25 protein-coding genes and 4 tRNA genes are annotated in these 26,158 nt (G+C 52.4%); 10 read left to right on the top strand and 19 right to left on the bottom strand.

Annotation, left to right across the window (positions count from 1 at the left end; genetic code table 11):
* The first annotated feature begins 106 nt into the window (after nucleotides 1–106).
* Both cysM and pdxK read left to right on the top strand, forming a co-directional pair.
* Nucleotides 107–1,021, top strand: coding sequence for a cysteine synthase CysM (gene cysM / locus EDF81_RS07700; RefSeq protein ID WP_123347481.1), 915 nt, complete (start codon nucleotides 107–109; stop codon nucleotides 1,019–1,021).
* Between the two features lie 18 nt (nucleotides 1,022–1,039).
* Nucleotides 1,040–1,879, top strand: coding sequence for a pyridoxine/pyridoxal/pyridoxamine kinase (pdxK, locus tag EDF81_RS07695; RefSeq protein WP_123347480.1), 840 nt, complete (start codon nucleotides 1,040–1,042; stop codon nucleotides 1,877–1,879).
* Nucleotides 1,880–1,994: 115 nt separating this feature from the next.
* Here the strand turns inward: pdxK and EDF81_RS07690 are convergent, their stop codons facing one another.
* From EDF81_RS07690 to EDF81_RS07665, 5 genes are all read right to left on the bottom strand, one after another.
* A complete protein-coding gene (locus EDF81_RS07690; RefSeq protein ID WP_123347479.1) occupies nucleotides 1,995–2,303 on the bottom strand; it encodes a microcin in 309 nt (102 codons plus the stop codon).
* A gap of 289 nt (nucleotides 2,304–2,592) precedes the next feature.
* On the bottom strand, nucleotides 2,593–4,689 hold the full coding sequence (locus EDF81_RS07680; protein ID WP_123347477.1) for a peptidase domain-containing ABC transporter: 2,097 nt from the start codon (nucleotides 4,687–4,689) through the stop codon (nucleotides 2,593–2,595).
* On the bottom strand, nucleotides 4,682–5,956 hold the full coding sequence (locus EDF81_RS07675) for an HlyD family secretion protein (protein WP_123347476.1): 1,275 nt from the start codon (nucleotides 5,954–5,956) through the stop codon (nucleotides 4,682–4,684). The genes EDF81_RS07680 and EDF81_RS07675 overlap by 8 nt, the downstream gene beginning before the upstream one ends.
* Nucleotides 5,957–5,973: 17 nt before the next feature.
* The gene (locus tag EDF81_RS07670; RefSeq protein WP_123347475.1) at nucleotides 5,974–6,420 is read right to left on the bottom strand and encodes a toxin-activating lysine-acyltransferase; all 447 of its coding nucleotides are present in this window, start codon (nucleotides 6,418–6,420) and stop codon (nucleotides 5,974–5,976) included.
* Between the two features lie 13 nt (nucleotides 6,421–6,433).
* Entirely contained in the window at nucleotides 6,434–7,975 is a 1,542-nt protein-coding gene (locus EDF81_RS07665; protein WP_123347474.1) for an MchC protein, read from the bottom strand.
* A 1,107-nt stretch (nucleotides 7,976–9,082) separates the two neighbouring features.
* Between EDF81_RS07665 and EDF81_RS23920 the strand changes: the two genes are divergently transcribed.
* The 3 genes from EDF81_RS23920 to EDF81_RS07655 all read left to right on the top strand — a co-directional run bounded on the left by EDF81_RS23920 (nucleotide 9,083) and on the right by EDF81_RS07655 (nucleotide 11,778).
* The gene (locus tag EDF81_RS23920; protein ID WP_148049917.1) at nucleotides 9,083–9,301 is read left to right on the top strand and encodes a hypothetical protein; all 219 of its coding nucleotides are present in this window, start codon (nucleotides 9,083–9,085) and stop codon (nucleotides 9,299–9,301) included.
* Nucleotides 9,302–9,339: 38 nt separating this feature from the next.
* Nucleotides 9,340–10,467, top strand: a complete 1,128-nt coding sequence (locus tag EDF81_RS07660) for a glycosyltransferase (protein WP_123347473.1) — start codon at nucleotides 9,340–9,342, stop codon at nucleotides 10,465–10,467.
* Between the two features lie 63 nt (nucleotides 10,468–10,530).
* Nucleotides 10,531–11,778, top strand: coding sequence for an alpha/beta hydrolase-fold protein (locus tag EDF81_RS07655; RefSeq protein ID WP_260232674.1), 1,248 nt, complete (start codon nucleotides 10,531–10,533; stop codon nucleotides 11,776–11,778).
* 78 nt (nucleotides 11,779–11,856) lie between these two features.
* Here the strand turns inward: EDF81_RS07655 and crr are convergent, their stop codons facing one another.
* The 5 genes from crr to cysZ form a co-directional block, all read right to left on the bottom strand.
* A complete protein-coding gene (crr, locus tag EDF81_RS07650; RefSeq protein ID WP_049841435.1) occupies nucleotides 11,857–12,366 on the bottom strand; it encodes a PTS glucose transporter subunit IIA in 510 nt (169 codons plus the stop codon).
* A 40-nt stretch (nucleotides 12,367–12,406) separates the two neighbouring features.
* Nucleotides 12,407–14,134 (bottom strand): phosphoenolpyruvate-protein phosphotransferase PtsI, encoded by a 1,728-nt coding sequence (gene ptsI, locus EDF81_RS07645; RefSeq protein ID WP_123347472.1) that lies wholly within the window; start codon nucleotides 14,132–14,134, stop codon nucleotides 12,407–12,409.
* A gap of 46 nt (nucleotides 14,135–14,180) precedes the next feature.
* Nucleotides 14,181–14,438 (bottom strand): phosphocarrier protein Hpr, encoded by a 258-nt coding sequence (gene ptsH / locus EDF81_RS07640; RefSeq protein ID WP_002913505.1) that lies wholly within the window; start codon nucleotides 14,436–14,438, stop codon nucleotides 14,181–14,183.
* 353 nt (nucleotides 14,439–14,791) lie between these two features.
* The gene (gene cysK, locus EDF81_RS07630) at nucleotides 14,792–15,763 is read right to left on the bottom strand and encodes a cysteine synthase A (protein WP_123347471.1); all 972 of its coding nucleotides are present in this window, start codon (nucleotides 15,761–15,763) and stop codon (nucleotides 14,792–14,794) included.
* 177 nt (nucleotides 15,764–15,940) lie between these two features.
* Nucleotides 15,941–16,702 carry a sulfate transporter CysZ gene (gene cysZ / locus EDF81_RS07625; protein ID WP_123347470.1) on the bottom strand — a complete coding sequence of 254 codons (762 nt, stop codon included), beginning with the start codon at nucleotides 16,700–16,702 and terminating at the stop codon, nucleotides 15,941–15,943.
* A gap of 230 nt (nucleotides 16,703–16,932) precedes the next feature.
* Between cysZ and zipA the strand changes: the two genes are divergently transcribed.
* The 3 genes from zipA to EDF81_RS07610 all read left to right on the top strand — a co-directional run bounded on the left by zipA (nucleotide 16,933) and on the right by EDF81_RS07610 (nucleotide 20,188).
* Nucleotides 16,933–17,886, top strand: a complete 954-nt coding sequence (gene zipA, locus EDF81_RS07620; protein WP_221180810.1) for a cell division protein ZipA — start codon at nucleotides 16,933–16,935, stop codon at nucleotides 17,884–17,886.
* Between the two features lie 69 nt (nucleotides 17,887–17,955).
* Nucleotides 17,956–19,974 carry an NAD-dependent DNA ligase LigA gene (gene ligA / locus EDF81_RS07615; RefSeq protein WP_123347468.1) on the top strand — a complete coding sequence of 673 codons (2,019 nt, stop codon included), beginning with the start codon at nucleotides 17,956–17,958 and terminating at the stop codon, nucleotides 19,972–19,974.
* Between the two features lies 1 nt (nucleotide 19,975).
* On the top strand, nucleotides 19,976–20,188 hold the full coding sequence (locus tag EDF81_RS07610; protein WP_123347467.1) for a DUF3820 family protein: 213 nt from the start codon (nucleotides 19,976–19,978) through the stop codon (nucleotides 20,186–20,188).
* 2 nt (nucleotides 20,189–20,190) lie between these two features.
* Here the strand turns inward: EDF81_RS07610 and EDF81_RS07605 are convergent, their stop codons facing one another.
* Entirely contained in the window at nucleotides 20,191–21,186 is a 996-nt protein-coding gene (locus EDF81_RS07605) for a bile acid:sodium symporter family protein (protein WP_123347466.1), read from the bottom strand.
* 89 nt (nucleotides 21,187–21,275) lie between these two features.
* Between EDF81_RS07605 and EDF81_RS07600 the strand changes: the two genes are divergently transcribed.
* The gene (locus EDF81_RS07600) at nucleotides 21,276–22,205 is read left to right on the top strand and encodes a LysR family transcriptional regulator (protein ID WP_123347465.1); all 930 of its coding nucleotides are present in this window, start codon (nucleotides 21,276–21,278) and stop codon (nucleotides 22,203–22,205) included.
* Here the strand turns inward: EDF81_RS07600 and EDF81_RS07595 are convergent.
* The 5 genes from EDF81_RS07595 to EDF81_RS07575 all read right to left on the bottom strand — a co-directional run bounded on the left by EDF81_RS07595 (nucleotide 22,196) and on the right by EDF81_RS07575 (nucleotide 23,242).
* Nucleotides 22,196–22,549, bottom strand: coding sequence for a FlxA-like family protein (locus EDF81_RS07595; RefSeq protein WP_123347464.1), 354 nt, complete (start codon nucleotides 22,547–22,549; stop codon nucleotides 22,196–22,198). The genes EDF81_RS07600 and EDF81_RS07595 overlap by 10 nt on opposite strands.
* A 309-nt stretch (nucleotides 22,550–22,858) precedes the next feature.
* A tRNA-Lys gene (locus EDF81_RS07590) sits at nucleotides 22,859–22,934 on the bottom strand.
* A gap of 3 nt (nucleotides 22,935–22,937) precedes the next feature.
* Nucleotides 22,938–23,013 (bottom strand) — tRNA-Val (locus EDF81_RS07585).
* 33 nt (nucleotides 23,014–23,046) lie between these two features.
* Nucleotides 23,047–23,122: transfer RNA gene (locus EDF81_RS07580), tRNA-Val, on the bottom strand.
* 44 nt (nucleotides 23,123–23,166) lie between these two features.
* Nucleotides 23,167–23,242, bottom strand: a tRNA-Val gene (locus EDF81_RS07575).
* A gap of 258 nt (nucleotides 23,243–23,500) precedes the next feature.
* On the opposite strand from EDF81_RS07575, the gene gltX reads away from it, so the two are divergent.
* Nucleotides 23,501–24,916: a glutamate--tRNA ligase gene (gltX, locus tag EDF81_RS07570; protein WP_123347463.1), complete on the top strand. Its 1,416-nt coding sequence runs from the start codon at nucleotides 23,501–23,503 to the stop codon at nucleotides 24,914–24,916.
* 49 nt (nucleotides 24,917–24,965) lie between these two features.
* On the opposite strand, the gene EDF81_RS07565 is transcribed toward gltX, so the two are convergent.
* The 3 genes from EDF81_RS07565 to EDF81_RS07555 are packed head-to-tail and all read right to left on the bottom strand — an operon-like array spanning nucleotide 24,966 to nucleotide 26,109.
* Complete coding sequence (locus tag EDF81_RS07565) at nucleotides 24,966–25,352, bottom strand: YfeC-like transcriptional regulator (protein ID WP_123347462.1); 387 nt, start codon at nucleotides 25,350–25,352, stop codon at nucleotides 24,966–24,968.
* Entirely contained in the window at nucleotides 25,349–25,744 is a 396-nt protein-coding gene (locus EDF81_RS07560) for a YfeC-like transcriptional regulator (protein ID WP_123347461.1), read from the bottom strand. The genes EDF81_RS07565 and EDF81_RS07560 overlap by 4 nt, the downstream gene beginning before the upstream one ends.
* Nucleotides 25,741–26,109: a YfeC-like transcriptional regulator gene (locus EDF81_RS07555; RefSeq protein ID WP_123347460.1), complete on the bottom strand. Its 369-nt coding sequence runs from the start codon at nucleotides 26,107–26,109 to the stop codon at nucleotides 25,741–25,743. The genes EDF81_RS07560 and EDF81_RS07555 overlap by 4 nt, the downstream gene beginning before the upstream one ends.
* Between the last annotated feature and the right edge of the window lie 49 nt (nucleotides 26,110–26,158).

Below are 26,158 nucleotides of genomic sequence, written 5' to 3'. Positions count from 1 at the left end.
GACGAGGTTTACGCCGGGTGGCCCTGAGCTGGCCCGGCCGACAAAATAATAAAGTCTGTAGGCCCGGTAAGCGACACGCGACCGGGCTTTTTTATTGGATTAAAACGTGCACACACTCGAACACACCATTGGTCATACCCCGCTGGTCAAACTTCAGCGTCTGTCGCCGGACAACGGCAGTGAAATCTGGGTCAAGCTGGAAGGCAATAACCCGGCCGGGTCGGTCAAAGACCGGGCCGCGCTGTCGATGATCCTGCAGGCGGAAAAACGCGGTGAAATTACACCGGGCGACACGCTGATCGAAGCCACCAGCGGCAATACCGGTATCGCGCTGGCGATGATTGCGGCGATGAAAGGTTACCGCATGAAGCTGCTGATGCCGGACAATATGAGCCAGGAGCGCCGGGCGGCCATGCGCGCCTACGGAGCCGAACTGGTGCTGGTCAGCAAAGAGCAGGGCGGTATGGAGGGCGCACGCGATCTGGCCCTCGCCATGGCCGCACGCGGTGAAGGCCGGGTGCTGGATCAGTTTAATAACCCCGACAACCCGCTGGCGCACTACACCACCACCGGGCCTGAAATCTGGCAGCAGACGCAGGGTAAAATCACCCATTTTGTCTCCAGCATGGGCACTACCGGCACCATTACCGGCGTCTCCCGCTTTCTGCGTGAGCAGAGCCGCCCGGTGACTATCGTCGGTCTGCAGCCGGAAGAGGGGAGCAATATTCCCGGTATTCGCCGCTGGTCGCCGGACTATCTGCCGGGCATCTTCGACGCGTCGCTGGTTGATAAGGTGCTGGATATCCATCAGCGCGAGGCGGAAAATACCATGCGCGATCTGGCGGTGCGGGAAGGCATTTTCTGCGGCGTCAGTTCCGGCGGCGCGGTGGCCGGTGCGCTACGCGTGGCGCGGGATAACCCCGGTGCGGTGGTGGTAGCGATTATTTGCGATCGCGGTGACCGCTACCTCTCAACCGGCGTGTTTGGTGAAGAGAGTTACAGTCAGGGAGCGGGGATTTAACCCGGTAAGGAGTGCACGATGGAGATGATCCTGTTCAGGGATAAAACCCGGGCGCAGCAGACCGATATTGTTGCCGTCCAGTCGCAGGTGGTTTACGGCAGCGTCGGCAACAGCATTGCCGTGCCGGCAATCCGCCAGCATCAGCTTAACGTCAGCGCCGTGCCGACGGTGCTGTTCAGCAATACGCCGCATTACGATACCTTCTACGGCGGCGTGATCCCGGATGAGTGGTTTAGCGGCTACCTGCGGGCGCTTTCGGAACGTGACGCGCTGCGCGAGCTAAAAGCGGTTACCGCGGGCTATATGGGCAGCGCCAGTCAGATTGCCCTGCTGGCGCAGTGGCTAACGTCTCTGCGGGAAAGCCACCCGGACCTGCTGATCCTGGTCGACCCGGTGATTGGCGATACGGATAGCGGTGTGTACGTGAAGCCGGAGATCCCGGAGGCTTACCGCCAGCATCTGTTGCCTTTAGCGCAGGGGATCACACCCAACGTCTTTGAGCTGGAAGTGATCAGCGGTCGACCCTGTCGCGATCTGCAAAGCGCAATTGACGCGGCCCGTGGGTTGCTGTCCGCGACCCTGAAATGGGTTGCCATTACCAGCGCGCCGGTCGCGGGCGATGATGACAGTATTCACGTGGTGCTGGTCACGACGGACGGCGTAGAGATTAGCGCGCATCCGCGCATTGAAACGGATTTAAAGGGCACGGGCGATCTGTTCTGCGCCGAGCTGGTCAGCGCCCTGGTGCAGTCCATTCCGCTGGATCAAGCGGTACGTCGTGCGGGAGACCGGGTGGCGGAAGTGATGCAGCATACGCTGGCGAAAGGCTACGATGAGCTGATTTTGCCGCCACGTTAATGTTTGATGGCCAGCATTCAGTGAGTTAAAAAGAGCCTGTAAATGAGGGAGGAGTGGCGCAAGGTCATTTACAGGCTCATAGGCTTAAAAATTCGTGCCCATGTCGTGAAATTCGTTATGAAGCGCTGCCAGCACCACCTGAAGAGCTGCCAAAACCAGCGCCACTCCAGCCGCCACTGCCATTCCAACTGGGTCCAATCATGACAGGAACCGGTACACTTACCGGACCGTGGTCAATTAACCCCTGCCCGATAGTTTGAACGACGCCGCCGACGGCACCTATTGCTGCACCCGGTCCGCCTCCGGTGATAGCACCAAGGCCTGCGCCCCATGCAGCATTATTGCCCATATCACTGATAAGCTGAGAATTTGCATCTCCAGCACCAAAGGCCAGTACTAAATCTTGTTGGCTAAGTTCTCTCATTTATTACTCCATATTAAAAAAATAACAATATTTATAGCCACTGCTCCCAAAAAAGCGATAAAACAGAATAAATAGAACCCATCAAAAAAGGTGTAACTGTGCGTTATGTACACTTTTGTCATGGGATAGGCAAAGCAGATAAACAACGATAAAGGTATCGATAACAGGAGCTTGATACCTTTCCTGTACTTAACATGGCTGCTGCGCAACAAAATTACAAAAGCGATAATTGTAAAGAATACAGGTCCAAAGCTAAATTCAAGTAGGCTCATAATATTACCAGTCCTTATTAAATGTGGATGATTCGTTCGACTGTTCTAAGGGTTGTTTCGCGATGTGCGATAATAACCCTGGTGATATTCATATTTTTTATGGCGACATTTACATATCGCTCACTCTCATTATCTAGGGAGCTGGTTGCTTCATCCATAAAAAGAATTCCTGGTTTTCGGTATAGTGCGCGGGCAATGAAAATACGCTGCTTTTGCCCACCAGAGAGTCCTTCCCCTAATTCTCCGATCAATGTTTCATACCCCATAGGCATTTTTACGATGGTATCGTGGATATAGCTGGCGGTGGCACACTCAATCATCCATTCTTCATCCGTCGTTTCTGCAAATCCGCAAATGTTTTCACGAATGGAACCTGAAAATAATCTGTCATCCTGCATAACGCAGGCGATCATTTTATGATAATTATTTACTCCCAGCTGTTGAATATCAGTACCATTCACTTTGACCTGACCACTGTCAGTCTCAAAAAGACCGCTTAATACTTTCAGAAGAGTCGTTTTCCCTGCACCTGATGCACCTGTGATTGCTACATTTTCACCGGGTTCAATGGAAAATGTCAGATTGCTAAACACTGGCGCTGACTGACTGTCATAGCTGTAGGCAAGGTTTTGCGCAACCAGCGCTACAGGAGGCACCGATTCTGCAACTAAAAGTTCCGGTTTTTTAACCTCACACTCATGCAACGCGATGTCCGAGATACGTTCGTTATGTAGGCTCATCATCCTGAGTTGCAGAAGGAAATTGACGAGTGAGGCGACACGCTCTGAAAACTGCCCACGGAAGGCGCTGAATGCAACAAACATCCCGATTGTCATCTGGTTGTCCATCACCAGGCTTGCGCCTAACCATAAAATTACGATCTGATCTGTGGTGGCTACAAAGGTGTTAAGCCCGCCAAATAGCAGGTCCATTTTTGTAATTCTGATGCCTGAATTGATGGCATCAATTTTCAGGTTGAGCCAATGCGTACTACGTCGCTCTGCCATTGCTTGCATTTTAACAGTGGCAATCCCGTAGAGCGTTTCCATAAAGTAGGAGCTTGCTCTGGCCCCTCTGACCAGCGTCTCTTCAGAAAGTTGTCGATAGTAACCGTAGGTAAAAAGGCGGATCAGGGCATATATCGCGGTAAAGCCGACAACAATCCAGGTCAGATATCCCCCGTAGAGTACTAACATCACCAGTACACCTACCACCATGATGCCATCCATGATCGCTCCTACCAGGCTGGTGGTGAATGTGGCACGTAATGTATCCAGAGAACCGAAGCGGGATTGAATATCGCCAAGTTTGCGTCGTTCAAAATACCCCAACGGCAATCTCAGCAAATGGTTAAACAAGCCAGCCTGCCACTGGACATTAATCAGCGTTCCCATCACTAACGATGACCAGGCTCGAAGCATACTGACCGCAGCGCGTAGCAATATAAAAAGCATCAGGCCAATGCAAATGAGGGTGAGCAGTCCCTGTTCACCTGACGGTATGGCATGGTCCATCACCAGTTGCGTACCTACCGGCATGATGAGAGTGATTGTTTCAATGACGATTGATAAACAAAAAATCTTCGCCAGCGTACTTTTGATGCCATAGACGCTGTTAATCAACGTTCTGAGGCTTATCCGGTTTTTGACAATTTCGGGGGCGAATTCACAGCCAGGCCATGTTTCCAGTGCTACGCCGGTGAAGTATTGTGAGAACTCGGCCAGTCCGACGGTTCTGCGCCCCCTTGCCGGGTCATGCAGGACAAATCGGTTGTGCTTGACGCTAACCAGCACGACAAAATGATTGAAATCCCAGTGAAGGATGCACGGCATTTTTAGCGCACTCACTTCGTTAATATCGAGTGAAAGGGCGCGGCTTTGCATACCAAGCTTGCTGGCAATGTCGTTGATCCCCGCAAGTGTGGATCCACGCGCAGATAAGTTGAACTGACGCCTCAGTGAAATAAGGTCAATGCTTTTACCGTAGAATCCGCAGATCATTGCCAGACATGCCAGCCCGCACTCTGAAGACTCAGTCTGATGAACAACGGGCACTCGTCGACGCAGGCGCAAATCAAGCTGATTGATAATGGATTTGAACCTTCCGCTATTCATGTACAGGTCCTGTAGCGCTGTGTTTCATGTCGTAGAACGGTGCAAGCATCCACTGGTAAATCTTCCTTGTTTCGAGAAACAATGTGGTTTGTGCCTTCATTCCGTTTTCGAGAGGCAATGTTTTCTCATCCCAGGCAATAACCTGTTTTTCAGGTCTGACGATTACCCGGTACCAGGGAACAGAACTAGTCTGGGTATTTTTGGGGGCTCCCGGATAAGTCAACATCTCCTGCGGCGAAGCTGGTGTTCTGGATATGCTAGATACGGTGGCTGCAAACTGACCGAATTTTTCTGCGGGAAAAGCTTCGTAACGCACGTTGACCCGATCGTTGACCGAAATATAAGGAACCGCGTCATTCGGGACCCAAATGACCAGAAAATAATTTTCAATGTTCTTGGGGATAATTTGCAAAAGACTATCACCAGCATTCACCATTTGTCCGGTGGTGACACTCATTGAATCTATTTTTCCGTCGGATAATGCCCGTATAATAACTTCGCCCTCGATATCTGCATTGGTTTTTTCTTTTTGCAAATCGTAGCGTTGCAGTTCCATTTGATAGATTCTGTTGTCAAACTCAGCGGCCTGCGTATGAATTTGATTTTCAATGTTTGTGATTTGCAGAGCATTCTGCTCATTTTGCCCGCTCAGATTGAGAAAGTTATTTTGTTGCTGGTAGTACAATGCGACCTGGTTTGTCAACTGATCTTTATTGATAAGTCCTTTAGTTTGATAGTTTTTATAATTCTCCATGTTATTTTTCATTATTTTTATGCCCTCCTCAGCACGACCTATGATCGCTGACGAGCGCACGAAGGCATTTTTATACTGCAGACGTTGCTTCTCCAGTGTGGACAACGTTGTCTTCTTGCTCTCTTCTAATTTGGTAATGATGCTATCAATACGGACCAGCTGGCTTTCTATATCCTGTCGATGGCTGTCGCTGACAACGCCACTGCTTGTACTTTTACTGACATCAATCAGATAGATAGCATCGCCTTTTTTTATCGCCTGACCTTCGACAACAAACTGTTTCACCACATAGCCCTGAACGTTTGAGTAAACGTTGACAGCGCGTGGCCACGTGGTGATTTCTCCGCTAACGTTGACGCGTCGCGTATAGGTTCCCCCAATGGTGAAAACGAGAAAGGCTATGATGAAAAATGAACACCCAAGAACCGTGACCCATAGAGGGACCCCTGGAAGCAGGATAGCGCGCCCCCGCCATTTCATTTTTTTATGTTCAATTGCATCCTGACGAAACACTTTCACTATCCTTTTCGTTAATCTTCGCACTCACGCAACATCATGATCTTCTTTCTTCGACTCACCCAACGAACGTCGCCCGGCCCCCAGGGGCGAAGCTCTTTGAGATACTCAACGGCTTTTTGGCAAAACCCTGGCTTACAACAGAAATCGAGGAGCCATATCCTTCCACCTTCATTCCATTCGGAGTGGTGCAGCCTAAACTCAGGGTCGTTAAGCAACCTCTTCTCAGTATCAGGTGCAAGGCAGGCCCAGGTTACATAGGCCAAAGGCTGTCCTTTTGTGTCGAAGAGAAACTTTATTTGTTGATGCTGGATTGCGAATTCAGTCCAGTACTGGATGCTAAGAACGGGATAGAGACTGTAATTACGATGAAGGAGCATACAACTCACGGCAAATCCTATTTGTTCATGCACTGTCCACTCATTTCGGCCCTGTATCGTTTCCCTTATATGCAACTGCATGATGTACGTCCCTTCACGTTGTATATCTGATGGGCCTCTGACGGCTCAGAGTCAGGGTTGCAAATTCCAGCGTTTTATCTTCCATCTCTGCAAAGGCTTCCCGCAGAGTCAGAGGCTCATCGCCATACGTCGCCAGCAGATCATCGATCTCTTTGAACATTGCGGCTTTATCTATTGGTCTTCTGGATTTCGTTCTTTGACGTGCAAGATTCTCTATGCTTTTGATTGCCAGAGTGAAATCACCACCTTGTTCCTGAACATGCTGTATATGACTGTAAATTGCCTCACGGAAAAGTGGGAGAAGCACCTGAAAATGCGCATCCTGTTCGAGATCGTCAAAGCCAGGAAGTATTTTCCCCTGGCTACGGTGGATCAGATAAACCACCAAACTCTCAAGCCGCGACGGGCCATGACATGGGGAGTACCACTCCGTGCTGCGGCTCTTGAGCAGCCGGACAAAGCTGCCAACCAGCAGTTTTAATCTTTCTGACAGCTTTCCCCCGGGATGGATATCTGAAGGGATCCCAAACATTTCCAGATAACAACGATAGAAGGCTTCTTCAAAGGTTTGAGTGAACGCTTCCTCCACCGCCTGGCGGGCGGGGGAAGTGAATTGAGGATCGAACAGGTACTTTCCCATGTACAAACAGAGATCGCTTAAGCCCTGCCTTAACATCGGTGGATCTTTCATCATTTCTGTGAATCTGATTTTGTATTCAAAATCGTAGCGATGATCCACGGGGAAAAGACTGCTCAGTCCGTTGAAATCGAGCAGTCGTCCATCCATGGCAACATTTGATGGGGATGAAGTGAGTCTCAAGAAGCGCGCATTGCAAAACCCGGACTGCCATGCCTGACGGTGCGCAAGTTCACATAATCCTTCAATGCAGTAAAGCTGAGGATCGCGAGATGCCTCTTTGCTGAATCCTGCAACGGGTACAGGCAAACTCGCAGGAAGCAGTTGAATCATCGATCTGACACGCTGGGCATCGTGTATCAGTCGTTCGGCATATTCAGGTATAGGACGGAAGTACGGCGCCCGTTCAAAGTGTGCAGGGCGCACCACTGGTTCACGGACCATCAAAGCGCGTCGTAATGGTGCTCGCGGGCGTTCTGTAGGATTCTTTAAATAGTGCCCGGTTAGCAAAACGGCCCGTGCCCTGACGGCACCGTAAGGCAATATCCGGGATAGGGTCTCACCCCAGATCGCTTCGTAAATTGCGACATTTGCACCGAGCGCACCATTAGAGTGGACACGGTCTGTCCCCACGCCCACGAGCAGGTTAGCGCCAATTCCCTTAACCTGATGCGTGCCGTCAAAACCGCAACGAGCTCCCCCACCATTGCGCTGAATACCATTTCCGCCATAGCGTTCGGCGTAAAATGTTTTTTCAGACGAAAGACTGCCTGGATCAATCAGGTAGCTGCACTCATTTTGTATAGCAGCACCGTTATAAACATCATGTGCACACCATATTAATGCGCTTTCAACGCGATGAGCGGGAAAAGAGACAAGATTATCTTTTAAGTCGAAAAGCGATGGGGAGGGCATCATTTTTTATTTTCCGCGTGTTTTTTTACACTTACGGGTAGAGAAGGGGAGGAAAAAATAGTAAACGGCGGAAATTAAGTCCATTTAAGCAACTCCAATATAATATAATTATCCATGCACCCGTGACGATATCCTCAGAGGTCGTCATGTTTCAACCACCTTTTTTGGTGGGTATCAAAATGCCGACAGTAAATACTCCTGTATAATAACCGGCATGATCAGCACCATGAGAGCCAGTGGATAGTCTGACTGTCGTTGTGAAGTATTATCGTTGCATTCGGATTGTGGCTGCACTTTCATTTTCTTTCAGCATCCTTCGCTATTTCTTTCCGGTAATGATTCTCATTATGGTTTGTAAAAATGCCTGATTATCCCTGCAGTGTCAAGTGTCTTTCAAATTTTACCTGCACTTTCATTATTAGTTTTTTTAAAAAAATAGATAAATATAAAGGCATTAAATTGCTAGTTCACCCACTTTAAAGATATAACAAATCTTTTCCTGATTTTATTTTATGGCGAAGTTGAGGTTTTTTGTTTTTTTTCTCGTATCATGCTGTTATTGCTGTGTTTTAGGTTAAATGTTTTTATTTATCCTGGCCGTTTTTGATGCTTGTGAGGTGAGCGGAAATGGTACTTATGACGTTTTTCAGCCTCTTATCCCTTAAGGCGGTAAATTTCTATGTTTCATATGACTGAGAGTAGAGGTGCTGCCTTTTTGCTGCGATGCGAGATAGGATATGGCGCAGATTTTAATTCGGATGGATCTAAGGTAAGTAATGGGCAGCTGCAGAACCAGTAATGTTGTAAATTCGCTGCAGGAAATGGGAATAATCTCATGCCATAGCAAGTGGCTGTGAAGGGGGATCAACAAAATTTTGGTGGATGTTATTTTATCATGGTGTAGTTGTGTGGAGATCAACCATGATGCGAATGCGTTGATGACAATGCATAGGTGTGCTTTACGCGCACAAATATACATAAATAGGTTGTGGGATTGAGAGTGTGAGCGTACGATGTCGAACCAATACATACTTATCCGCACCAAATTGAAATGGTACTTCAAGTTCTTATTCATTTCATAGGAGCTATTGTAAATGGAGTTCGGACCACATGGATAAATCAATTTCCGCTATATCGTTTACCCCTCCCGCCTTAAAGAAACGGGGTATTAGTATTTCCTTATTCGACAATAATGAATCATCGCTCGATATCATTACCAATTTGAAATCATTTCCTGATGGCATTGAAGATTATTCCAGCCAGCGCGGAACCGTTCTCCCTTGTGGCTGCGGAGATGAATATTGTTTAGGTTGCGGCCACGATTTTTAAAAACATCGACATCATTTACCAGCGAGAATAATGTTCTCATGCGCATTCTATTTATTGGCCCCCCTTTATATGGCCTGCTGTATCCCATTCTCTCTTTCGCCCAGGGTTTTCGTGCAAATGGAGATGAAGTACTGATCGCGAGCGGGGGGAAGTTCGCTCTGAAAGCGGCTGAAGCAGGCCTCGTGGCCTTCGATGCCGCTCCAGGGCTAAATTCTGAAGCCGAGTATTGCCGTCAGGAAGAGCGTCGCAAGAAGGGCATTATCTGTACGAATAGCGGTAATTTTTCATTTTTTAGCGATGAAATGACTGACCGTCTGGTTGAGCTTACTGCCGAATGGAAACCAGACTTGATTGTATATCCTCCGCTGGGTCTGGTCGGGCCGTTACTTGGGGCGAAGTTTGCTATCCCGGTAGTGATGCAGACTGTGGGATTCGCGCATACACCCTGGCATATTAAAGGAGTAACACGCTCTCTCGAAAACGCATATGCCCGTCATGGTGTTGTAGCACCGCCGCGTGATGCTGCGTGGATCGATATCACACCGCCGAGCATGAGTATTCTCGAGAATGAGGGAGAACCAATTATACCTATGCAATACGTTCCCTATAACGGCGGTGCAGTTTGGGAGACCTGGTGGGAAAGATCGCCGAAGCGAAAACGCTTACTGGTGAGCCTGGGGACGGTAAAACCGATGACAGACGGCCTTGATCTAATATCCTGGGTCATGGATTCCGCACAGGAGGTGGACGCCGAAATCATCTTACAACTTGCGCCGAATGTGCGTGCAGACTTAGGGCGTTTGCCCGAAAATGTTCGTCTGGTGGACTGGATCCCTATGGGGGTATTTCTCAATGGTGCAGATGGGTTTATTCATCATGGTGGAGCAGGCAACACTCTGACGTCTCTTCACTGCGGCATACCACAGATTGTTTTTGGGCTGGGAGCCGACCGCCCTGTGAATGCCAGAGTTGTTGCTGACCGAGGGTGTGGAATCATTCCTGGCGATGCTGGCTTAACGAGCGACCTTGTAAGCGCCTTTCTGAATAACAATGAGTTTCGACAGGCTTCGGCACAGGTTGCAGCTGAAATGGCGCAACAGCCTTCCCCCGCCGAGGTTGCACAGTATCTTAGCAATAAATTGAAACATGGAAGCGCCATCGTGTGATCATCTCTTCCGGCCGATCATGGAAAATTATATCTTTTACTTATTTCATATTTCGGGATATCGATGAGTCAGAAAATAATCCCCTCTCAGCAGAACATCAACACCGTCAGGCAGTCGCGGGCCATGCTGGTATCACCTACAGCGATTGATAGCATCGCCTTCTGGAATACCATTGACACACTCACTGTCCCCCTTGTTACAGTGAGCTCAGCGAAGGATCATCGTCGTGAAGTCACCTTTCTCTGGCGCTCGAAAAAACCATTGTTGGGAGTGTATGTTCGTCTAAACCGCCTGACCGATAAAAAAGATGTAGATAAAGGCATGATGACTAACGTGGCAGGGAGCGACATCTGGTGGTTAACGCTAGAAATAGATGCCTTCTACCGTGGTTCATATACGATAGTAGAAATCCCACTGGCGACCTTGCCCGAAGATGTCTCGCAGCTTGGAAGCCGTTTTACACCCATTATTGGCAAGTCAGACCCGTTCAACAAGACGCCAGATATTAACGTCAGAGGATACAGTGAATCGATCCTGGCGCTGGATTTAGCACCTGAGCAACCAGAGTGGGAAGCTATTGAGACGACGACTATGCGTGGCATTCTCGTTGCTTCTGAGCAGTGGGTAACAGGCCATCATCGTCGTGTCCGTCTGTATCTTCCCGATGCCTTTAAGTCCGAACCATTGGGATTGCTGGTTTTACCTGATGCAGAAACCTGGTTCGATCATATTGGCATCATTAGCGCCATTGAAGCCGCCATGCTTACCGGACGTATTGGCCCTATGGCAATTCTTGGAATTGATAACCTGGGCGAAGCTGACCGCAACGCTATTCTGGGGGGACACACTGCGCTTATCTTCGACATCGCAAGAAATCTGATCCCCAGGCTGCAAATGGAGCACCCTGACAGAAAATGGGCTGGTCGAGCGAAAACTGTACTGGTGGGACAAAGTCTTGGCGGCGTAACGGCGCTGATGGCCGCCTTACATGCTCCAGAGACCTTTGGTCATATCATTAGCCATTCGCCCTCACTGTGGTGGAAACCTGATAGCGGCAGCCGTCCGTCGCATTTTACCGAGCAGGACTCATCCTGGGTGAGTGATTACGTTGTTGCCTCCCCTCCAAAAGAGGTTGCAATACAACTTTGTGTCGGCTCTCTGGAGGGGGCAACAGTGCCTCATATCAAGGCACTTCATAAGCAGCTGATGGCGGAAGGTGTTAAAAGCGAACTTGCGATATATACCGGTGGCCATGACTATGCCTGGTGGCGTGGCGCTCTTATTGAGGGATTAACAAGGCTGCCAGGCTGACGGTAAAAAAGAGGCCGCAATATAATGCATTGCGGCCTCTTTCAAAATCTTAACTGACAGGCGTTACGCCCGAAAAGATTACTTCTTGATGCGGATAACCGGGGTTTCACCCACGGTAACGCTACCGGACAGTTTGATCAGCTCTTTGATCTCGTCCATGTTGGAGATAACAACCGGCGTCAGCGTGGATTTTGCTTTCTCTTCCAGCAGGGCCAGGTCAAATTCGATTACCGGGTCGCCCACTTTCACGCGCTGGCCTTCTTCAGCAATACGCTTGAAGCCTTCGCCTTTCAGTTCAACCGTGTCGATACCGAAGTGGACAAACAGCTCGATGCCGCTGTCGGATTCGATAGAAAACGCGTGGTTGGTTTCGAAGATTTTGCCAATAGTACCATCAACCGGCGCAACCATTTTGTTACCGGTCGGCTTGATGGCGATACCGTCACCAACGATTTTTTCCGCGAATACGACATCCGGCACGTCTTCGATATTGACGATCTCGCCAGAAAGCGGAGCAATAATCTCAATAGTTCCGGTGTCTTTCTTGTCATCAGAAACCAGAGATTTCAGTTTATCGAACAAACCCATGATCTTCTCCTAAGCAGTAATTTGGGCCGCATCTGGTGGATTAGCAGATTGTTTTTTCTTCAATGAACTTGTTAACCAGCGTCATTAACTCGTCCGTTGTCGGTTGAGCAAGAGCCTGCTCTGCTAAAACCTTCGCATCTTCGAAGTTCGTGTTACGGATAATCTTCTTAATGCGCGGAATAGAAATGGCGCTCATAGAGAACTCGTCCAGACCCATTCCCAGCAACAGAAGTGTAGCACGTTCATCGCCTGCAAGCTCACCACACATACCGGTCCATTTACCTTCGGCATGAGATGCATCAATAACTTGCTTGATCAGGTTCAGTACGGATGGCGACATCGGCTGGTAAAGATGGGAAATCATATCATTACCACGGTCAACCGCCAGGGTGTACTGTGTTAAATCATTGGTGCCGATACTAAAGAAATCAACTTCCTTCGCCAGATGACGTGCGATAACCGCAGCGGCCGGTGTTTCCACCATCACGCCGATCTCGATCGTTTCGTCAAAGGCTTTACCTTCGTCACGCAGTTCCTGTTTGTAATTCTCGATCTCGGCTTTCAGTGCACGCACTTCTTCAACGGAGATGATCATCGGGAACATAATGCGCAGTTTACCGAAAGCAGAGGCGCGCAGGATAGCGCGAACCTGGTCACGCAGGATCTCTTTACGATCCATTGCGATACGGATGGCACGCCAGCCGAGGAACGGGTTCTCTTCTTTCGGGAAATTCATGTACGGCAGCTCTTTGTCGCCGCCGATGTCCATGGTACGTACAATCACCGCCTGAGAGCCACAGGCCTCAGCAACGGCTTTGTAGGCGGCAAACTGCTCTTCTTCAGTCGGCAGAGAGTCGCGGTCCATAAACAGGAATTCGGTACGGTACAGGCCAACGCCTTCGGCACCGTTACGCTCGGCACCCGCGACATCGCGCACGGTACCAATGTTGGCGCAAACTTCAACCTGGTGGCCATCAAGGGTGATTGCCGGCAGGTCTTTCAGCTTAGCCAGTTCGGTTTTCTCTTCCGCAACCTGAGCCTGCACGCTGCGCAGGGTTTCGATCTCTTCGTTGGTCGGGTTGACGTAAACCAGGTTGTTGACCGCATCGAGGATCAGATAGTCGCCGCTTTTCACCTGAGAGGTGATGCTACCGGTGCCCACGATGGCCGGCAGTTCCAGGGAACGCGCCATGATGGAGGTATGCGAAGTACGGCCACCGATATCGGTAATAAAGCCCAGAACCTTTTTCAGATTCAGCTGCGCGGTTTCTGACGGCGTCAGGTCGGCTGCAACCAGAATAACTTCGTCCTGAATGGAGCTAAGGTCGATAATGGCCAGGCCGAGGATGTTGCGTAACAGACGCTTACCGATGTCGCGTACGTCAGCCGCACGCTCTTTCAGGTATTCATCGTCAAGCTCTTCCAGCGCGGTCGCCTGACCTTCGATAACTTCATGCGCTGCCGCGTCGGCAGTCATGCTCTTATCTTTAATCAGGGCTATGATTTCCTGCTCCAGCTCCTCATCTTCGAGCAGCATGATGTGCCCTTCGAAGATGGCTTCTTTTTCTTCACCGAACGTTTCGCCAGCTTTCGTTTTGATCGCTTCCAGCTGCTCAGACGCCTTGGCGCGGCCGCTCAGAAAACGCTCAATTTCCTGCTCAACTTTATCGGCAGAAATTTTCTTCCGGTCGATGACAATCTCATCTTCTTTCAGCAGCAGTGCTTTGCCGAAAGCGATTCCCGGGGATGCTAAAATGCCTGAAATCATAACCCTACCTTACTTGTGACTGATATTTAAACGAACCCGGAAAGTCTTACTCGAGCTCAGCCATCAGTTTAACCAGATGCTCAACTGCTTTTTGCTCATCTTCGCCTTCGGCGGAGAGGGTCACAACGGTGCCCTGAGTCAGACCCAGAGTCTGCAGTTTGAACAGGCTTTTCGCGCTGGCGCTTTTGCCGTTGGAGGTCACAGTGATCTCAGAAGTGAAGCCTTTAGCTTCTTTAACAAACTGAGCGGCAGGGCGGGTGTGCAGACCGTTCGGAGCGGTAATAGTAACTTCTTGCTGGAACATTGTATTTCCCCAACTTATAGGTTTAGTGTTGTGGAACTAAAGTCTAGCCTGGTGGCTTCACTTTAGCCTGTATTGTCAGTACTGGCGTTAATCGATGCGGGAGAGTCTCACCGCTGACGTTTTGCGCGTCGTTTAGCATTATGCCGCGAAAGCGATATCTGAACCACATTCTAAAATCGATTCAGCCTCAGAGATCCCACTTTTCCGATTAATTTCGCGCATCGAAATAAATATAGCTGGTTAAATACCAGAGCAGAGAGGGCTAAGCAATGCCAGGGGAGGTAAAAATTTGAAGTGCGCCACAAAAAAGCACCCTCTCAGGTGCTTTTTTACGCGATATTTACATTAAGACACTACTGTTGCAGTTCTTTCTCAGTGAAGAGATCGGCAAACAGTGCGGTGCTTAAATAACGCTCGCCCGAGGACGGTAGGATAACGACAATATTCTTGTTGGTAAAGGCTTCATCTTCCTGAAGCTTCAGGGCTGCCGCCACTGCCGCACCAGAGGAGATCCCCGCCAGAATACCTTCTTCTTCCATCAGACGACGGGCGGTAGAGATCGCCTCTTCGTTGGTGATGGCGACGACTTTATCCACCAGTTTCAGATCGAGGTTGCCCGGAATAAAGCCGGCGCCAATACCCTGAATTTTATGCGGGCCTGGCTTGAGCTCTTCACCGGCCAGCGCCTGGGCGATAACCGGAGAGTCGGTAGGTTCAACCGCGACGGTGATCAGGTCGGTTTTGCCTTTTGTGCCTTTAATAAAGCGGGAGACGCCGGTCAGCGTACCGCCGGTGCCGACGCCGGAGATAAAGACGTCAACCTGACCATCGGTGTCTTCCCAGATTTCCGGGCCGGTGGTTTTTTCGTGTATTTCCGGGTTGGCCGGGTTGCTGAACTGCTGCAGCAGCAGGAACTTAGACGGGTCGCTGGCGACAATCTCTTCCGCTTTCTGAATCGCGCCTTTCATGCCTTTCGCGCCTTCGGTCAGCACCAGGTTCGCGCCCAGCGCTTTCAGCAGCTTACGGCGTTCCACGCTCATCGTTTCCGGCATGGTCAGCGTCAGCTTGTAGCCACGCGCAGCCGCGACGTAGGCCAGAGCAATACCGGTGTTACCGCTGGTCGGTTCAACCAGTTCAATGCCGGCTTTCAGCACGCCGCGTTTTTCGGCATCCCAAATCATATTGGCACCGATACGGCATTTGACGCTGAAGCTGGGGTTACGCGACTCGACCTTCGCCAGGATGCGTCCATTACCGATTCGGTTCAGTCGAACCAGCGGCGTATGACCTATTGTCAGAGAGTTATCTTCAAAAATCTTACTCATAGCCCGTCCTTAACTGTATGAAATTTGGGAACGAACACAGCATACCCGCTTACGAAATATGCGGAAGTAAGGAATTCGCATATCTATATGCTGTGGGGAAATAATGGTTACCAGTATGGAATAAGCGGTGGAATAAACCACCGCTATTAGCCTAATGGACCAGCCTTCGTCAGTGGTTTACTTCCAGAGCGCATGCCGTGGGCGATAGCAGTCGACCCACATTGCCGTTGCGCCGCACACCGCCACCGGCATTATCACCAGATTCAGCAGGGGAACCAGGGTGAAGAGGCTGATCAATGCGCCAAACTGCAGGGTGGTGCCTTTTTGCGTTGCCAGCGCTTCGCGCATCGCTTTAAACGGCACTTTATGGTTATCAAACGGGTAGTCACAGTACTGAATGGAGAGCATCCAGGCGCTGAACAGGAACCACAGTACTGGCGCAGCGGTCTGGCCGATCCCGGGAATAAAATAGAGCATCAGCAGGAGCAGGGCGCGGGGCAGATACCACGCCAGCTTTTGCCATTCGCGCTTCATGATCCGCGGCAGGTCTTTCATGACGTCGGCAATCCCGGTATCCGGCGGCGTTGCGCCGGTCAGCCTGGCCTCAAGCTGTTCGGCCAGCAGCCCGTTGAACGGGGCGGCTATCCAGTTGGCAAGCGTCGAGAAGAGGTAGCCGAACACCAGCAGGATCGACAGGACCGCAATCGGCCAGAGCAGGTAGCTTAGCCACTGTAGCCAGTCGGGCACGTGGCTCATCAGGGCGGGGATCCAGCTACCCAGTTGGGTAAAGAGCCACCAGAAAGCGCCGCCGATCAGCACAATGTTGATCAGCAGGGGCAGAATCACAAAGCGACGGATACCCGGCAGGGCGATCAATTTAAAGCCCTGAGAGAGATACCAGAGGCCGCTTCGGGATGAGCTTACGGAAGGGGAAACCATGGTCGGGTGATGCTCCTTTATATACAACCGCAAAAAATGCCTGCCTATAATATCCGTCTGGCGGAGGATGACCAGCTCGGAAATGTTCGAAAAAAGAGCTAAAAACGCATTTTCTTTCATCTTTATAGGTGGAATCTCGTGCCTGCACTTGCACTTGACGTAATCGGCAAATACTCTTAGTGAGTAAATGTTTGCCGTGGTGGCAAGGTGTTAGAACAACAGAGAATATAATGATGCAGGATTTGCGTCTGATATTAATCATTGTTGGCGCGATCGCCATAATCGCTTTACTGGTTCACGGTTTCTGGACCAGCCGAAAAGAGCGCTCTTCACTGTTTCGCGATCGTCCCATCAAACGCATGAAGTCACGACGTGACGACGATGAGCCGGATATAGATGGCTTAGACGACGACGCCGTTGAAGGCGTGGGTGAAGTCCGTGTTCACCGGGTTAATCATGCGCCGGAAACGGCTACGAGCGTGCAGGATGCGCCGCGTCAGCCTGCGCACCAGTACCAGCCGCCATACGAGTCGCCGCAGCCGCGCCAGGCGCCGCCCGTGCATCAGCCCGAGCCGCAGCAGTATCAGCCACAGCCGGTGGCAGAGCCGGAACAGCCTCCTGCACCGCAGCAGCCTGTTCACGTACAGCCCGTCGCCGCTCCACAGCCTGTCGAGTCACCTCAGCCGGTAGTGGAACCTGCGCCGCAGCCTCATCCGGAACCGGTTGTCGAGCCCGAGCCTGTTGTGGAAGAGAAGCCGCAGCTTAAAGAAACGGTGATTGTCATGAACGTCGCCGCCCATCATGGTACAGAACTGAACGGCGAGATCCTGCTGAACAGCATTCTGCAGGCGGGCTTTAAGTTCGGCGATATGAATATTTTCCACCGTCATCTCAGCCCGGACGGCAGCGGCTCCGTGCTGTTCAGCCTCGCTAACATGGTGAAACCGGGAACGTTCGATCCGGAAGCGATGGTCGGCTTGACGACGCCGGGTATTACTATCTTTATGCAGGTCCCGTCCTACGGCGACGAGCTGCAAAACTTTAAGCTGATGCTTCAGTCCGCCCAGTATATCGCCGATGAAGTCGGTGGGGTGGTGCTTGACGATCAGCGTCGGATGATGACGCCGCAGAAACTGCGCGAGTATCAGGACCGCATCCGCGAAGTGAAAGAAGCCAACGCCTGATTGTTTGTGCTTCGCTAACCTTCCCTGAACCCCCGCCTGTCGGGGGTTTTTTATCATTGATGGTGTGATATGGAATCAATTGAACTACAGCTAGCTAACCTGCGAACCACGCTTCGCCATCATGAATATCTCTATCACGTTATGGATGCCCCGGAACTCCCGGATGCGGAGTACGACCGGCTGATGCGTGAGCTTAAAGAACTGGAAGCGCAGCATCCGGATCTGATCACCCCGGATTCGCCTACCCAGCGCGTCGGTGCCGCGCCGCTGACGGCTTTCGGTCAGGTGCGCCACGAAGTGCCGATGCTGTCGCTGGATAACGTCTTCGATGAAGAGAGCTTCCTGGCCTTTAATAAGCGCGTCCAGGATCGGCTGAAAAATGCCGATGAGCTGGTCTGGTGCTGTGAGCTGAAGCTCGATGGCCTGGCGGTCAGTCTTCTGTATGAAAACGGGATCCTGATGCGTGCCGCGACCCGGGGTGATGGCACCACCGGAGAAGATATTACCGCTAACGTGCGCACTATCCGCGCCATTCCTCTGAAGCTGGTCGGTGAGAATATCCCGGCGCGGGTGGAAGTGCGCGGCGAGGTCTTTTTACCCCAGGCCGGTTTTGAAAAAATTAACGAGGATGCGCGCCGCAGCGGCGGCAAACTCTTTGCTAATCCGCGCAACGCGGCGGCAGGATCGCTGCGTCAGCTCGACCCGCGTATTACCGCGAAGCGACCGCTCACTTTCTTCTGCTACGGCGTCGGTCTGCTGGAAGGCGGCGAACTGCCGCGCAGCCATATGGGACGCCTGCAGCAGTTTAAGGCGTGGGGCTTGCCGGTCAGCGACCGCGTGCAGCTTTGCGACTCCCCGCAGGCGGTGCTGGACTTCTACCACCGCGTGCAGGAAGACCGGCCGACGCTGGGCTTTGATATCGACGGGGTGGTGATTAAAGTCAACGCGCTGGATTTGCAGGAGCAGCTGGGCTTCGTCGCCCGTGCGCCTCGCTGGGCGGTAGCCTTTAAATTCCCGGCCCAGGAGCAGATGACCTTTGTTCGCGACGTTGAGTTCCAGGTCGGGAGAACCGGGGCGATTACGCCGGTGGCGCGTCTTGAGCCGGTACAGGTTGCGGGCGTGCTGGTCAGCAATGCGACCCTGCACAACGCCGATGAAATCGCGCGTCTTGGCCTGCGTATTGGCGATAAGGTGGTGATCCGCCGCGCCGGGGATGTGATCCCGCAGGTGGTGAACGTGATCCTCTCTGAACGCCCGGAAGAGACGCGTGAAATCCAGTTCCCTGAACAGTGCCCGGTTTGCGGTTCCGACGTTGAACGCGTAGAAGGCGAGGCGGTGACCCGCTGTACCGGGGGCTTGATTTGCGGGGCGCAGCGTAAAGAGGCGCTTAAGCACTTCGTCTCCCGTCGGGCGCTGGACGTTGACGGCATGGGCGATAAAATTATCGATCAGCTGGTTGAGAAAGAGTACGTCAAAACCCCGGCGGATTTGTTCAAACTCACGGCGGGGCTGATGACCGGGCTTGACCGGATGGGGCCTAAGTCGGCACAAAATACGGTTAACGCGCTGGAGAAATCCAAAGAAACCACGTTTGCACGCTTCCTCTATGCGCTGGGTATCCGCGAAGTGGGCGAGGCGACCGCAGCCGGTCTGGCCGCGTATTTTGGCAGCCTTGACGCCCTTGAGGCAGCCAGCATTGAAGAACTGCAGAAAGTGCCCGACGTTGGCATTGTGGTAGCCACTCACGTGTTTAACTTCTTCGCGGAAGAGAGCAACCGGGATGTGATCCGCCAGCTGGTCGAGGTGGCGGGCGTTCACTGGCCTGCGCCTGTCGTTATTAAGGCGGAAGAGATCGACAGCCCGTTCGCCGGGAAAACCGTGGTCCTGACCGGTAGCCTGAGCCTGATGTCCCGCGATGATGCGAAGGCGCGTCTGCTGGCGCTGGGTGCCAAAGTGGCGGGGAGCGTATCGAAGAAAACCGATCTGGTGATCGCGGGTGAAGCGGCGGGATCTAAGCTTGCCAAAGCGCAGGAGCTGGGTATCGAGGTGATCGACGAGGCCGAAATGATCCGCCTGCTGGGAGAGTAAAATGGATAAGACGCAGCTGATTGAGATTGCCAATACCGAGATGCCCTTTGGTAAATACAAAGGCCGCAGGTTGATCGATGTGCCGGAAGAGTATCTGCTGTGGTTTGCCCGCAAGGACCAGTTTCCGGCGGGCAAGCTTGGCGAGCTGATGGCCGTCACGCTGCTGATTAAAAGCGAAGGGCTGAGCCACCTGGTTCAGCCCCTCAAGAAGTAACCTCAGCTTTTTACGGCGCGGGCCTGCTCCTGCGCCAGTTTTTCGCCCTGACGTTTGTAGCGTCGCGCCATCACGGCGCAGACCATCAGCTGGATCTGGTGGAAAATCATCAGCGGCAGCACCATCATCCCGATAACCGAGGTCGGGAACAGAATGTTGGCCATCGGGATCCCGTTGGCGAGGCTCTTTTTCGACCCGCAGAAGACAATCGTAATTTCGTCCGCCTTGTTAAAGCCGCATTTGCGCGCAACGAATATATTCACCGCAATCACAATCGCCAGCAGTACGATACTGACCACCACGATAAACAGCAGCGACCCCACGCCCACCTTGTGCCAGATACCGTTCACCACCGCTTCACTAAAGGCGGAGTAAACCACCAGAAGAATCGATGTCTGGTCGGTTTTTGATATCCATTTTTTATTGCGTGACACCCAGTCGCCGATCCACGGACGGGAGAGATGACCGAGCACAAACGGCAGCAGCAGCTGCAGCATAATCTTGCCCACCTGCTCCAGATTGCCTTCCGCGCCGTGCATATCCATCAGCAGCCCGACCAGCAGAGGTGACAGGAAAATACCCAGCAGGCTGGATGCCGATGCCGAGCAGACCGCCGCCGCGACATTACCGCCCGCAAGCGACGTAAAGGCGATAGCCGACTGAACTGTGGCGGGCAGGATACAGAGGTACAGGAAGCCGGTATACAGCTCCTGGCTGACGTTAATCGGTGCCCACCAGGCAAAGAGCACGCCCAGCGCCGGGAAGAGAATAAAGGTGCTGCACATCACCCACAGATGGAGCCGCCAGTGACTGCCCCCGGCAATAATCGCCTCACGCGACAGTTTTGCGCCGTGCATAAAGAACAGCAGGGCGATGGCGGCGGTGGTCAGCCCTTCGAAAAAGGGGACAAATCCGCCGGTTGCCGGGAAGAAGGAGGCCAGCAGGACGACCGCTACCAGGGTCAGCGTAAAGGGATCGAGAATACGAAAGATGTTCATAGGCACTCCACAAAGTCGATGTTGCTATTGTGCTTATTCTACTTTGAGAAATAAAATTGATTTATTGCATCCATTCATGAATTTATCAAATGAATTACTCCATACGTCAGCTACGCGTGTTTGTTATGGTCGCGCAGGCCAAAAGCTTTAGTCGGGCAGGGGACATGATTGGCCTGAGCCAGTCCGCCGTTAGCCACAGCATTAAAGAGCTGGAGCGGCAAACCGGCGTGCGGCTGCTGGATCGCACCACCCGGGAAGTGGTACTGACCGAGGCTGGCCAGCAGCTGGCGGTGCGGCTTGAACGGCTGCTGGAAGAGCTCAGCAGCACCCTGCGCGAAGCCGGTCGGGTGGGGCAGCAGCTGACCGGGACAGTGCGCGTTGCGGCCAGCCAGACGATCTCCGCGCATCTTATCCCCCAGTGTATTGCCAGCAGCAACCGGCTTTACCCGGAAATTGACTTTGTCCTTCACGACAGGCCTCAGCAGTGGGTGCTGGAAAGTATTCGTCACGGGGAGGTCGATTTTGGGATCGTTATCGATCCCGGTCCGGCAGGCGATCTGGAGATTGAAGAGATTTTGCAGGAACCCTTCTTCCTGCTGTGCCGCAACGATCACCCCTGGGCATCGCTGGCGGATGTGTCCTGGTCGGCGTTAGAAGGCGCGCGGCTGGTGGTACAGGATTATGCGTCGGGAAGTCGGCCGCTTATTGATGCCGCATTATCTCATTTTGGCGTGCAGGCCAGCATTGTGCAGGAGATTGGTCATCCGGCAACGCTCTTTCCGATGGTCGAGGCGGGAATTGGTATTAGCGTGCTGCCCGCCCTGGCGCTACCTCTGCCCCAGGGCAGCCAGCTGGTGGTCAAACGGTTGGTGCCGGAGGTGCAGCGCAAAATCATGCTGGTGCGACGCAAAAATCGCTCGCTGTCGGGGGCCGCGCAGGCGTTGTGGGATGTGGTGAGAGAACAGGCCCGGTGTTTAAACCAGGCCCGTGAGGACGATCCGCTGTTTAATCAGATATAGATATCAATCTGATGTTCGTCGGAAGGCTTGTTAACGCCTTCTGTTTTGCCCTGCTGAACCTGCTGCTGCGATTGCTTTTGCTGAGCTTCTTCAGCCTGCTGGCGCTGAAGCTGGGCCAGCTGAGCCTGCAGCATCTGAATCTGGGACTGAATAATCTGAGCCTGTTTCTGCTTCGCTTCAGCGGCGCCCTCACCATTGGCGACGTCTTTCAGCTGCTGAGTCAGCTTTGTGATCTGCTGCGTCACTCGACTGATTTGTGAAGCAATATCATTCCCGCTGGAGGCCTGGCTGCTGCCAGTGCTGCTGCTTTGTGCGGATGCTGCCGTTGTTGAAATAGTTGTCATTGCAATCTCCTTTCTTGCCATAAAACAGTGTTATCGGCCTAATCGCGCCCGACTTGAATGGCGTTCACGCAAAAACGCAGGATGGATAATATCGGCACATTAAGGATAAATTATGGATACGTGTAACGCGGTTTAACGACTGATAAATATAGTGTTTTATTACTGTTTTGATTTGCGTAAGGGCGATTTTTAGCGATGGATTCTGGAAGGCTTTTGGTGATAAATATGGCTTTAAGTAAAACCACTGACGTGGAAATATTTTTCAAATCGCAGATAGCAAAAAAGCGCCTTTAGGGCGCTTTTTTACATTGGTGGGTCGTGCAGGATTCGAACCTGCGACCAATTGATTAAAAGTCAACTGCTCTACCAACTGAGCTAACGACCCGAATGGTGGGTGATGACGGGCTCGAACCGCCGACCCCCTCCGTGTAAAGGAGGTGCTCTACCAACTGAGCTAATCACCCATTTCGGTACTGCTACGATAACGTTCTGAGATATGGTGGGCGATGACGGGCTCGAACCGCCGACCCCCTCCGTGTAAAGGAGATGCTCTACCAACTGAGCTAATCGCCCATGTCTCAAATCTTTATCTACACTGCGGAGCCTACCGAAGTAGATGGTGGGTGATGACGGGCTCGAACCGCCGACCCCCTCCGTGTAAAGGAGGTGCTCTACCAACTGAGCTAATCACCCCCGCTGTGTGGAGTCGCATTATAGGGAGAGTTGAAAATGAGTCAACGCATTTTCTAAAGATTTTGTTTGTTCGTCGTAAAATTAGGCAATGCGGCGATGATGCAGGCGGCGGAGCATGATTTCTAAACAAAAATAGCCGGAAAGCAGCAGAAATCGGGAACAAGATTGAGGAATTAGCCCACGGTGATAGAATATTGCCCACTGAAGATTTACAGAACTTGCCGCTTGTCGGCATCTTTATCAACGTAAGGCCTTTTCATGAAAATCAAAACCCGCTTCGCGCCCAGCCCGACCGGTTATCTGCACGTCGGTGGTGCCCGCACTGCACTGTACTCCTGGCTCTTCGCCCGCAATCATGGCGGTGAGTTTGTGCTGCGTATTGAAGATACCGATCTTGAGCGCTCAACCCAGCAGGCTATCGATGCCATCATGGATGGCATGAACTGGCTGAGCCTGGAGTGGGATGAGGGTCCGTATTTCCAGACTAAACGTTTTGACCGCTATAACGCGGTGATTGATGAGATGCTGAAGGTCGGCACGGCTTATAAATGCTACTGCTCGAAAGAGCGCCTGGACACCCTGCGTGAAGAGCAGATGGCCAAAGGTGAAAAGCCGCGCTACGACGGCCGCTGCCTCCACGATCACAGCCACCATGCCGATGATGAACCCTGTGTTGTGCGTTTCGCTAACCCGCAGGAAGGCTCGGTGATCTTCGACGATCAGATCCGTGGCCCGATCGAGTTCAGTAACCAGGAGCTCGATGACCTGATCATCCGCCGTACCGATGGCGCACCCACCTACAACTTCTGCGTCGTGGTGGACGACTGGGATATGGAAATTACCCACGTCGTACGTGGCGAAGACCATATCAACAACACCCCGCGTCAGATCAACATTCTGAAAGCGCTGAATGCACCGGTGCCGGTGTATGCGCACGTTTCGATGATCAACGGCGACGACGGTAAAAAGCTCTCTAAACGCCACGGTGCGGTCAGCGTCATGCAGTATCGCGACGACGGTTATCTGCCGGAAGCGCTGCTTAACTACCTGGTGCGTCTGGGCTGGTCCAGCGGCGATCAGGAAATCTTCAGCCGTGAAGAGATGATCAAGCTGTTCTCTTTGGGCGCGGTCAGCAAATCTGCCAGCGCGTTCAATACGGAAAAGCTGCAGTGGCTGAACCACCACTATATTAATACCCTGGCGCCGGAATATGTGGCGACCCATCTGCAGTGGCATATCGAGCAGGAAAATATCGATACCCGCAATGGCCCGCAGCTGGCCGAGCTGGTGAAACTGCTGGGTGAGCGCTGCAAGACCCTGAAAGAGATGGCGGCAAGCTGCCGTTACTTCTACGAAGATTTCGCCGAGTTCGACGCCGATGCTGCGAAAAAACACCTGCGTCCGGTTGCGCGTCAGCCGCTGGAAGTGGTGCGCGATAAGCTGGCCGCACTGAGCGACTGGACGGCGGAAAATGTCCACCAGGCGATTCAGGCGACCGCCGACGAGCTGGAAGTGGGGATGGGTAAAGTGGGGATGCCGCTGCGCGTGGCCGTGACCGGTGCCGGTCAGTCTCCTGGGCTGGATGTCACCGTCCATGCGATCGGTAAAACCCGCAGCGTTGAGCGTATCAACAAGGCCCTGGGCTTTATCGCCGAGCGTGAAGCGCAGCAGTAAGTTCGCTTTCGCCAGACAAAAACGGCAGGGCTTGTGCCCTGCCGTTTTTTTATTCTGCCTGTCCGATACCCAGACGATGCAGGAAGCCGTGAAGGCCTTCTCTGACCAGCAGCAGCGCCAGCCGCTGCTGTTCATCCGGCGTCATATTATGCAGCGCATGGGTAATTTGCCGCAGCGCCTGACTGTCGGATTCAGAAAGGTAGTCCAGGCGGGGCTCTTCGACCCGGGACGTTTGCTGGCGTAACGCGGTGGTATTCGCCAGGAAATGCCGCACGTTCTGGTCAATATGAATCAGGCGTGCACGGCCACCTTTGATGCCTGGAATCGCTTCCGTGCTCCAGCCCTGTTCCCGCGTCCAGCGGCTAACCGTCTGGCGTGCGATGCCCAGGTAGTCAGCCAGTTCGGCGGTGGTCATTTTATCCGGTAGTCTGTTCATAGTGTCTGATTACGGATCCCCAGACGCAGCAGCAGGCCCGAAATACCGTCCTGGAGCAGTAGCTGTGCCAGCTGCTGCTGTTCATCCTGCGTCATATTATCCAGCGCGATGTGAATCTGATTTAGCGCCGGGTTTAAAGGGCGACTGGCGTAGTCCTGTCGCTGTTCATCGGCCCGATCGTGCTGGCTCTGTTGATGGATCGCGGTGGTACTGGCGAGGAAGTCTTTAACGTCCTGGTCAATATGAACAAGCCGGGCACGTCCGCCTTTAACGCCGTGAATCGGCTCGGTGCTCCAGCCCCGTTCGCGCGTCCAGCGGTTAATCGTCTGGCGTGCGACGCCCAGACAGTCGGCCAGTTCCGCCGTGGTCATTTTACTACGTAACCTGTTCATGACTGCTGACTACGTATGCCCAGGCGCTGTAACAAGCCTGAGATACCTTCGCGTAGCAACAGAGAGGTCAGCTGTTTTTGCTCCACATCCGTCATCTCCTTTGCAAGAGAGATGAGCAGGGCGTCAAAAGCGGAGTCATTAACGGCAATCTGTGGATAGCTGGGGGTATCATTACTGTCACGCTGGGCACTGAGGATAAATTCACGAACCTGATCGTCGACGTGAACCAGACGCGCTTTTCCTCCCTGCACGCCCGGTTTTGGTGAGGTTTCCCACCCCTCCTTTCGCACCCATTTATTAATGGTTTGTCGACTATAGCCCGTGAGCCTTGCCAGCTCCTCCGGCGTCATTCTCTCCTTGATCATGCCAAATCCTGAGTCGTGGTGGGGGAATTAATGGATTACTTTATAACAT

It is taken from the genome of Enterobacter sp. BIGb0383 (assembly GCF_003751845.1).
GTDB lineage: Bacteria > Pseudomonadota > Gammaproteobacteria > Enterobacterales > Enterobacteriaceae > BIGb0383.
The sequence above is the reverse complement of the archived record's forward strand: the minus strand, read 5'-3'. Positions and strand labels throughout refer to the sequence as shown.

What these genes read in the sequence shown, in the direction of transcription:
- pdxK (WP_123347480.1), top strand. Translation starts at nt 1,040, where the DNA reads ATGGAGATGATCCTGTTCAGGGATAAAACCCGGGCGCAGCAGACCGAT.
- EDF81_RS07690 (WP_123347479.1), bottom strand. Translation starts at nt 2,303, where the DNA reads ATGAGAGAACTTAGCCAACAAGATTTAGTACTGGCCTTTGGTGCTGGA.
- EDF81_RS07680 (WP_123347477.1), bottom strand. Translation starts at nt 4,689, where the DNA reads ATGAATAGCGGAAGGTTCAAATCCATTATCAATCAGCTTGATTTGCGC.
- EDF81_RS07670 (WP_123347475.1), bottom strand. Translation starts at nt 6,420, where the DNA reads ATGCAGTTGCATATAAGGGAAACGATACAGGGCCGAAATGAGTGGACA.
- EDF81_RS07665 (WP_123347474.1), bottom strand. Translation starts at nt 7,975, where the DNA reads ATGATGCCCTCCCCATCGCTTTTCGACTTAAAAGATAATCTTGTCTCT.
- EDF81_RS23920 (WP_148049917.1), top strand. Translation starts at nt 9,083, where the DNA reads ATGGATAAATCAATTTCCGCTATATCGTTTACCCCTCCCGCCTTAAAG.
- EDF81_RS07660 (WP_123347473.1), top strand. Translation starts at nt 9,340, where the DNA reads ATGCGCATTCTATTTATTGGCCCCCCTTTATATGGCCTGCTGTATCCC.
- EDF81_RS07655 (WP_260232674.1), top strand. Translation starts at nt 10,531, where the DNA reads ATGAGTCAGAAAATAATCCCCTCTCAGCAGAACATCAACACCGTCAGG.
- crr (WP_049841435.1), bottom strand. Translation starts at nt 12,366, where the DNA reads ATGGGTTTGTTCGATAAACTGAAATCTCTGGTTTCTGATGACAAGAAA.
- ptsI (WP_123347472.1), bottom strand. Translation starts at nt 14,134, where the DNA reads ATGATTTCAGGCATTTTAGCATCCCCGGGAATCGCTTTCGGCAAAGCA.
- ptsH (WP_002913505.1), bottom strand. Translation starts at nt 14,438, where the DNA reads ATGTTCCAGCAAGAAGTTACTATTACCGCTCCGAACGGTCTGCACACC.
- cysK (WP_123347471.1), bottom strand. Translation starts at nt 15,763, where the DNA reads ATGAGTAAGATTTTTGAAGATAACTCTCTGACAATAGGTCATACGCCG.
- cysZ (WP_123347470.1), bottom strand. Translation starts at nt 16,702, where the DNA reads ATGGTTTCCCCTTCCGTAAGCTCATCCCGAAGCGGCCTCTGGTATCTC.
- zipA (WP_221180810.1), top strand. Translation starts at nt 16,933, where the DNA reads ATGATGCAGGATTTGCGTCTGATATTAATCATTGTTGGCGCGATCGCC.
- ligA (WP_123347468.1), top strand. Translation starts at nt 17,956, where the DNA reads ATGGAATCAATTGAACTACAGCTAGCTAACCTGCGAACCACGCTTCGC.
- EDF81_RS07610 (WP_123347467.1), top strand. Translation starts at nt 19,976, where the DNA reads ATGGATAAGACGCAGCTGATTGAGATTGCCAATACCGAGATGCCCTTT.
- EDF81_RS07605 (WP_123347466.1), bottom strand. Translation starts at nt 21,186, where the DNA reads ATGAACATCTTTCGTATTCTCGATCCCTTTACGCTGACCCTGGTAGCG.
- EDF81_RS07600 (WP_123347465.1), top strand. Translation starts at nt 21,276, where the DNA reads ATGAATTACTCCATACGTCAGCTACGCGTGTTTGTTATGGTCGCGCAG.
- EDF81_RS07595 (WP_123347464.1), bottom strand. Translation starts at nt 22,549, where the DNA reads ATGACAACTATTTCAACAACGGCAGCATCCGCACAAAGCAGCAGCACT.
- gltX (WP_123347463.1), top strand. Translation starts at nt 23,501, where the DNA reads ATGAAAATCAAAACCCGCTTCGCGCCCAGCCCGACCGGTTATCTGCAC.
- EDF81_RS07565 (WP_123347462.1), bottom strand. Translation starts at nt 25,352, where the DNA reads ATGAACAGACTACCGGATAAAATGACCACCGCCGAACTGGCTGACTAC.
- EDF81_RS07560 (WP_123347461.1), bottom strand. Translation starts at nt 25,744, where the DNA reads ATGAACAGGTTACGTAGTAAAATGACCACGGCGGAACTGGCCGACTGT.
- EDF81_RS07555 (WP_123347460.1), bottom strand. Translation starts at nt 26,109, where the DNA reads ATGATCAAGGAGAGAATGACGCCGGAGGAGCTGGCAAGGCTCACGGGC.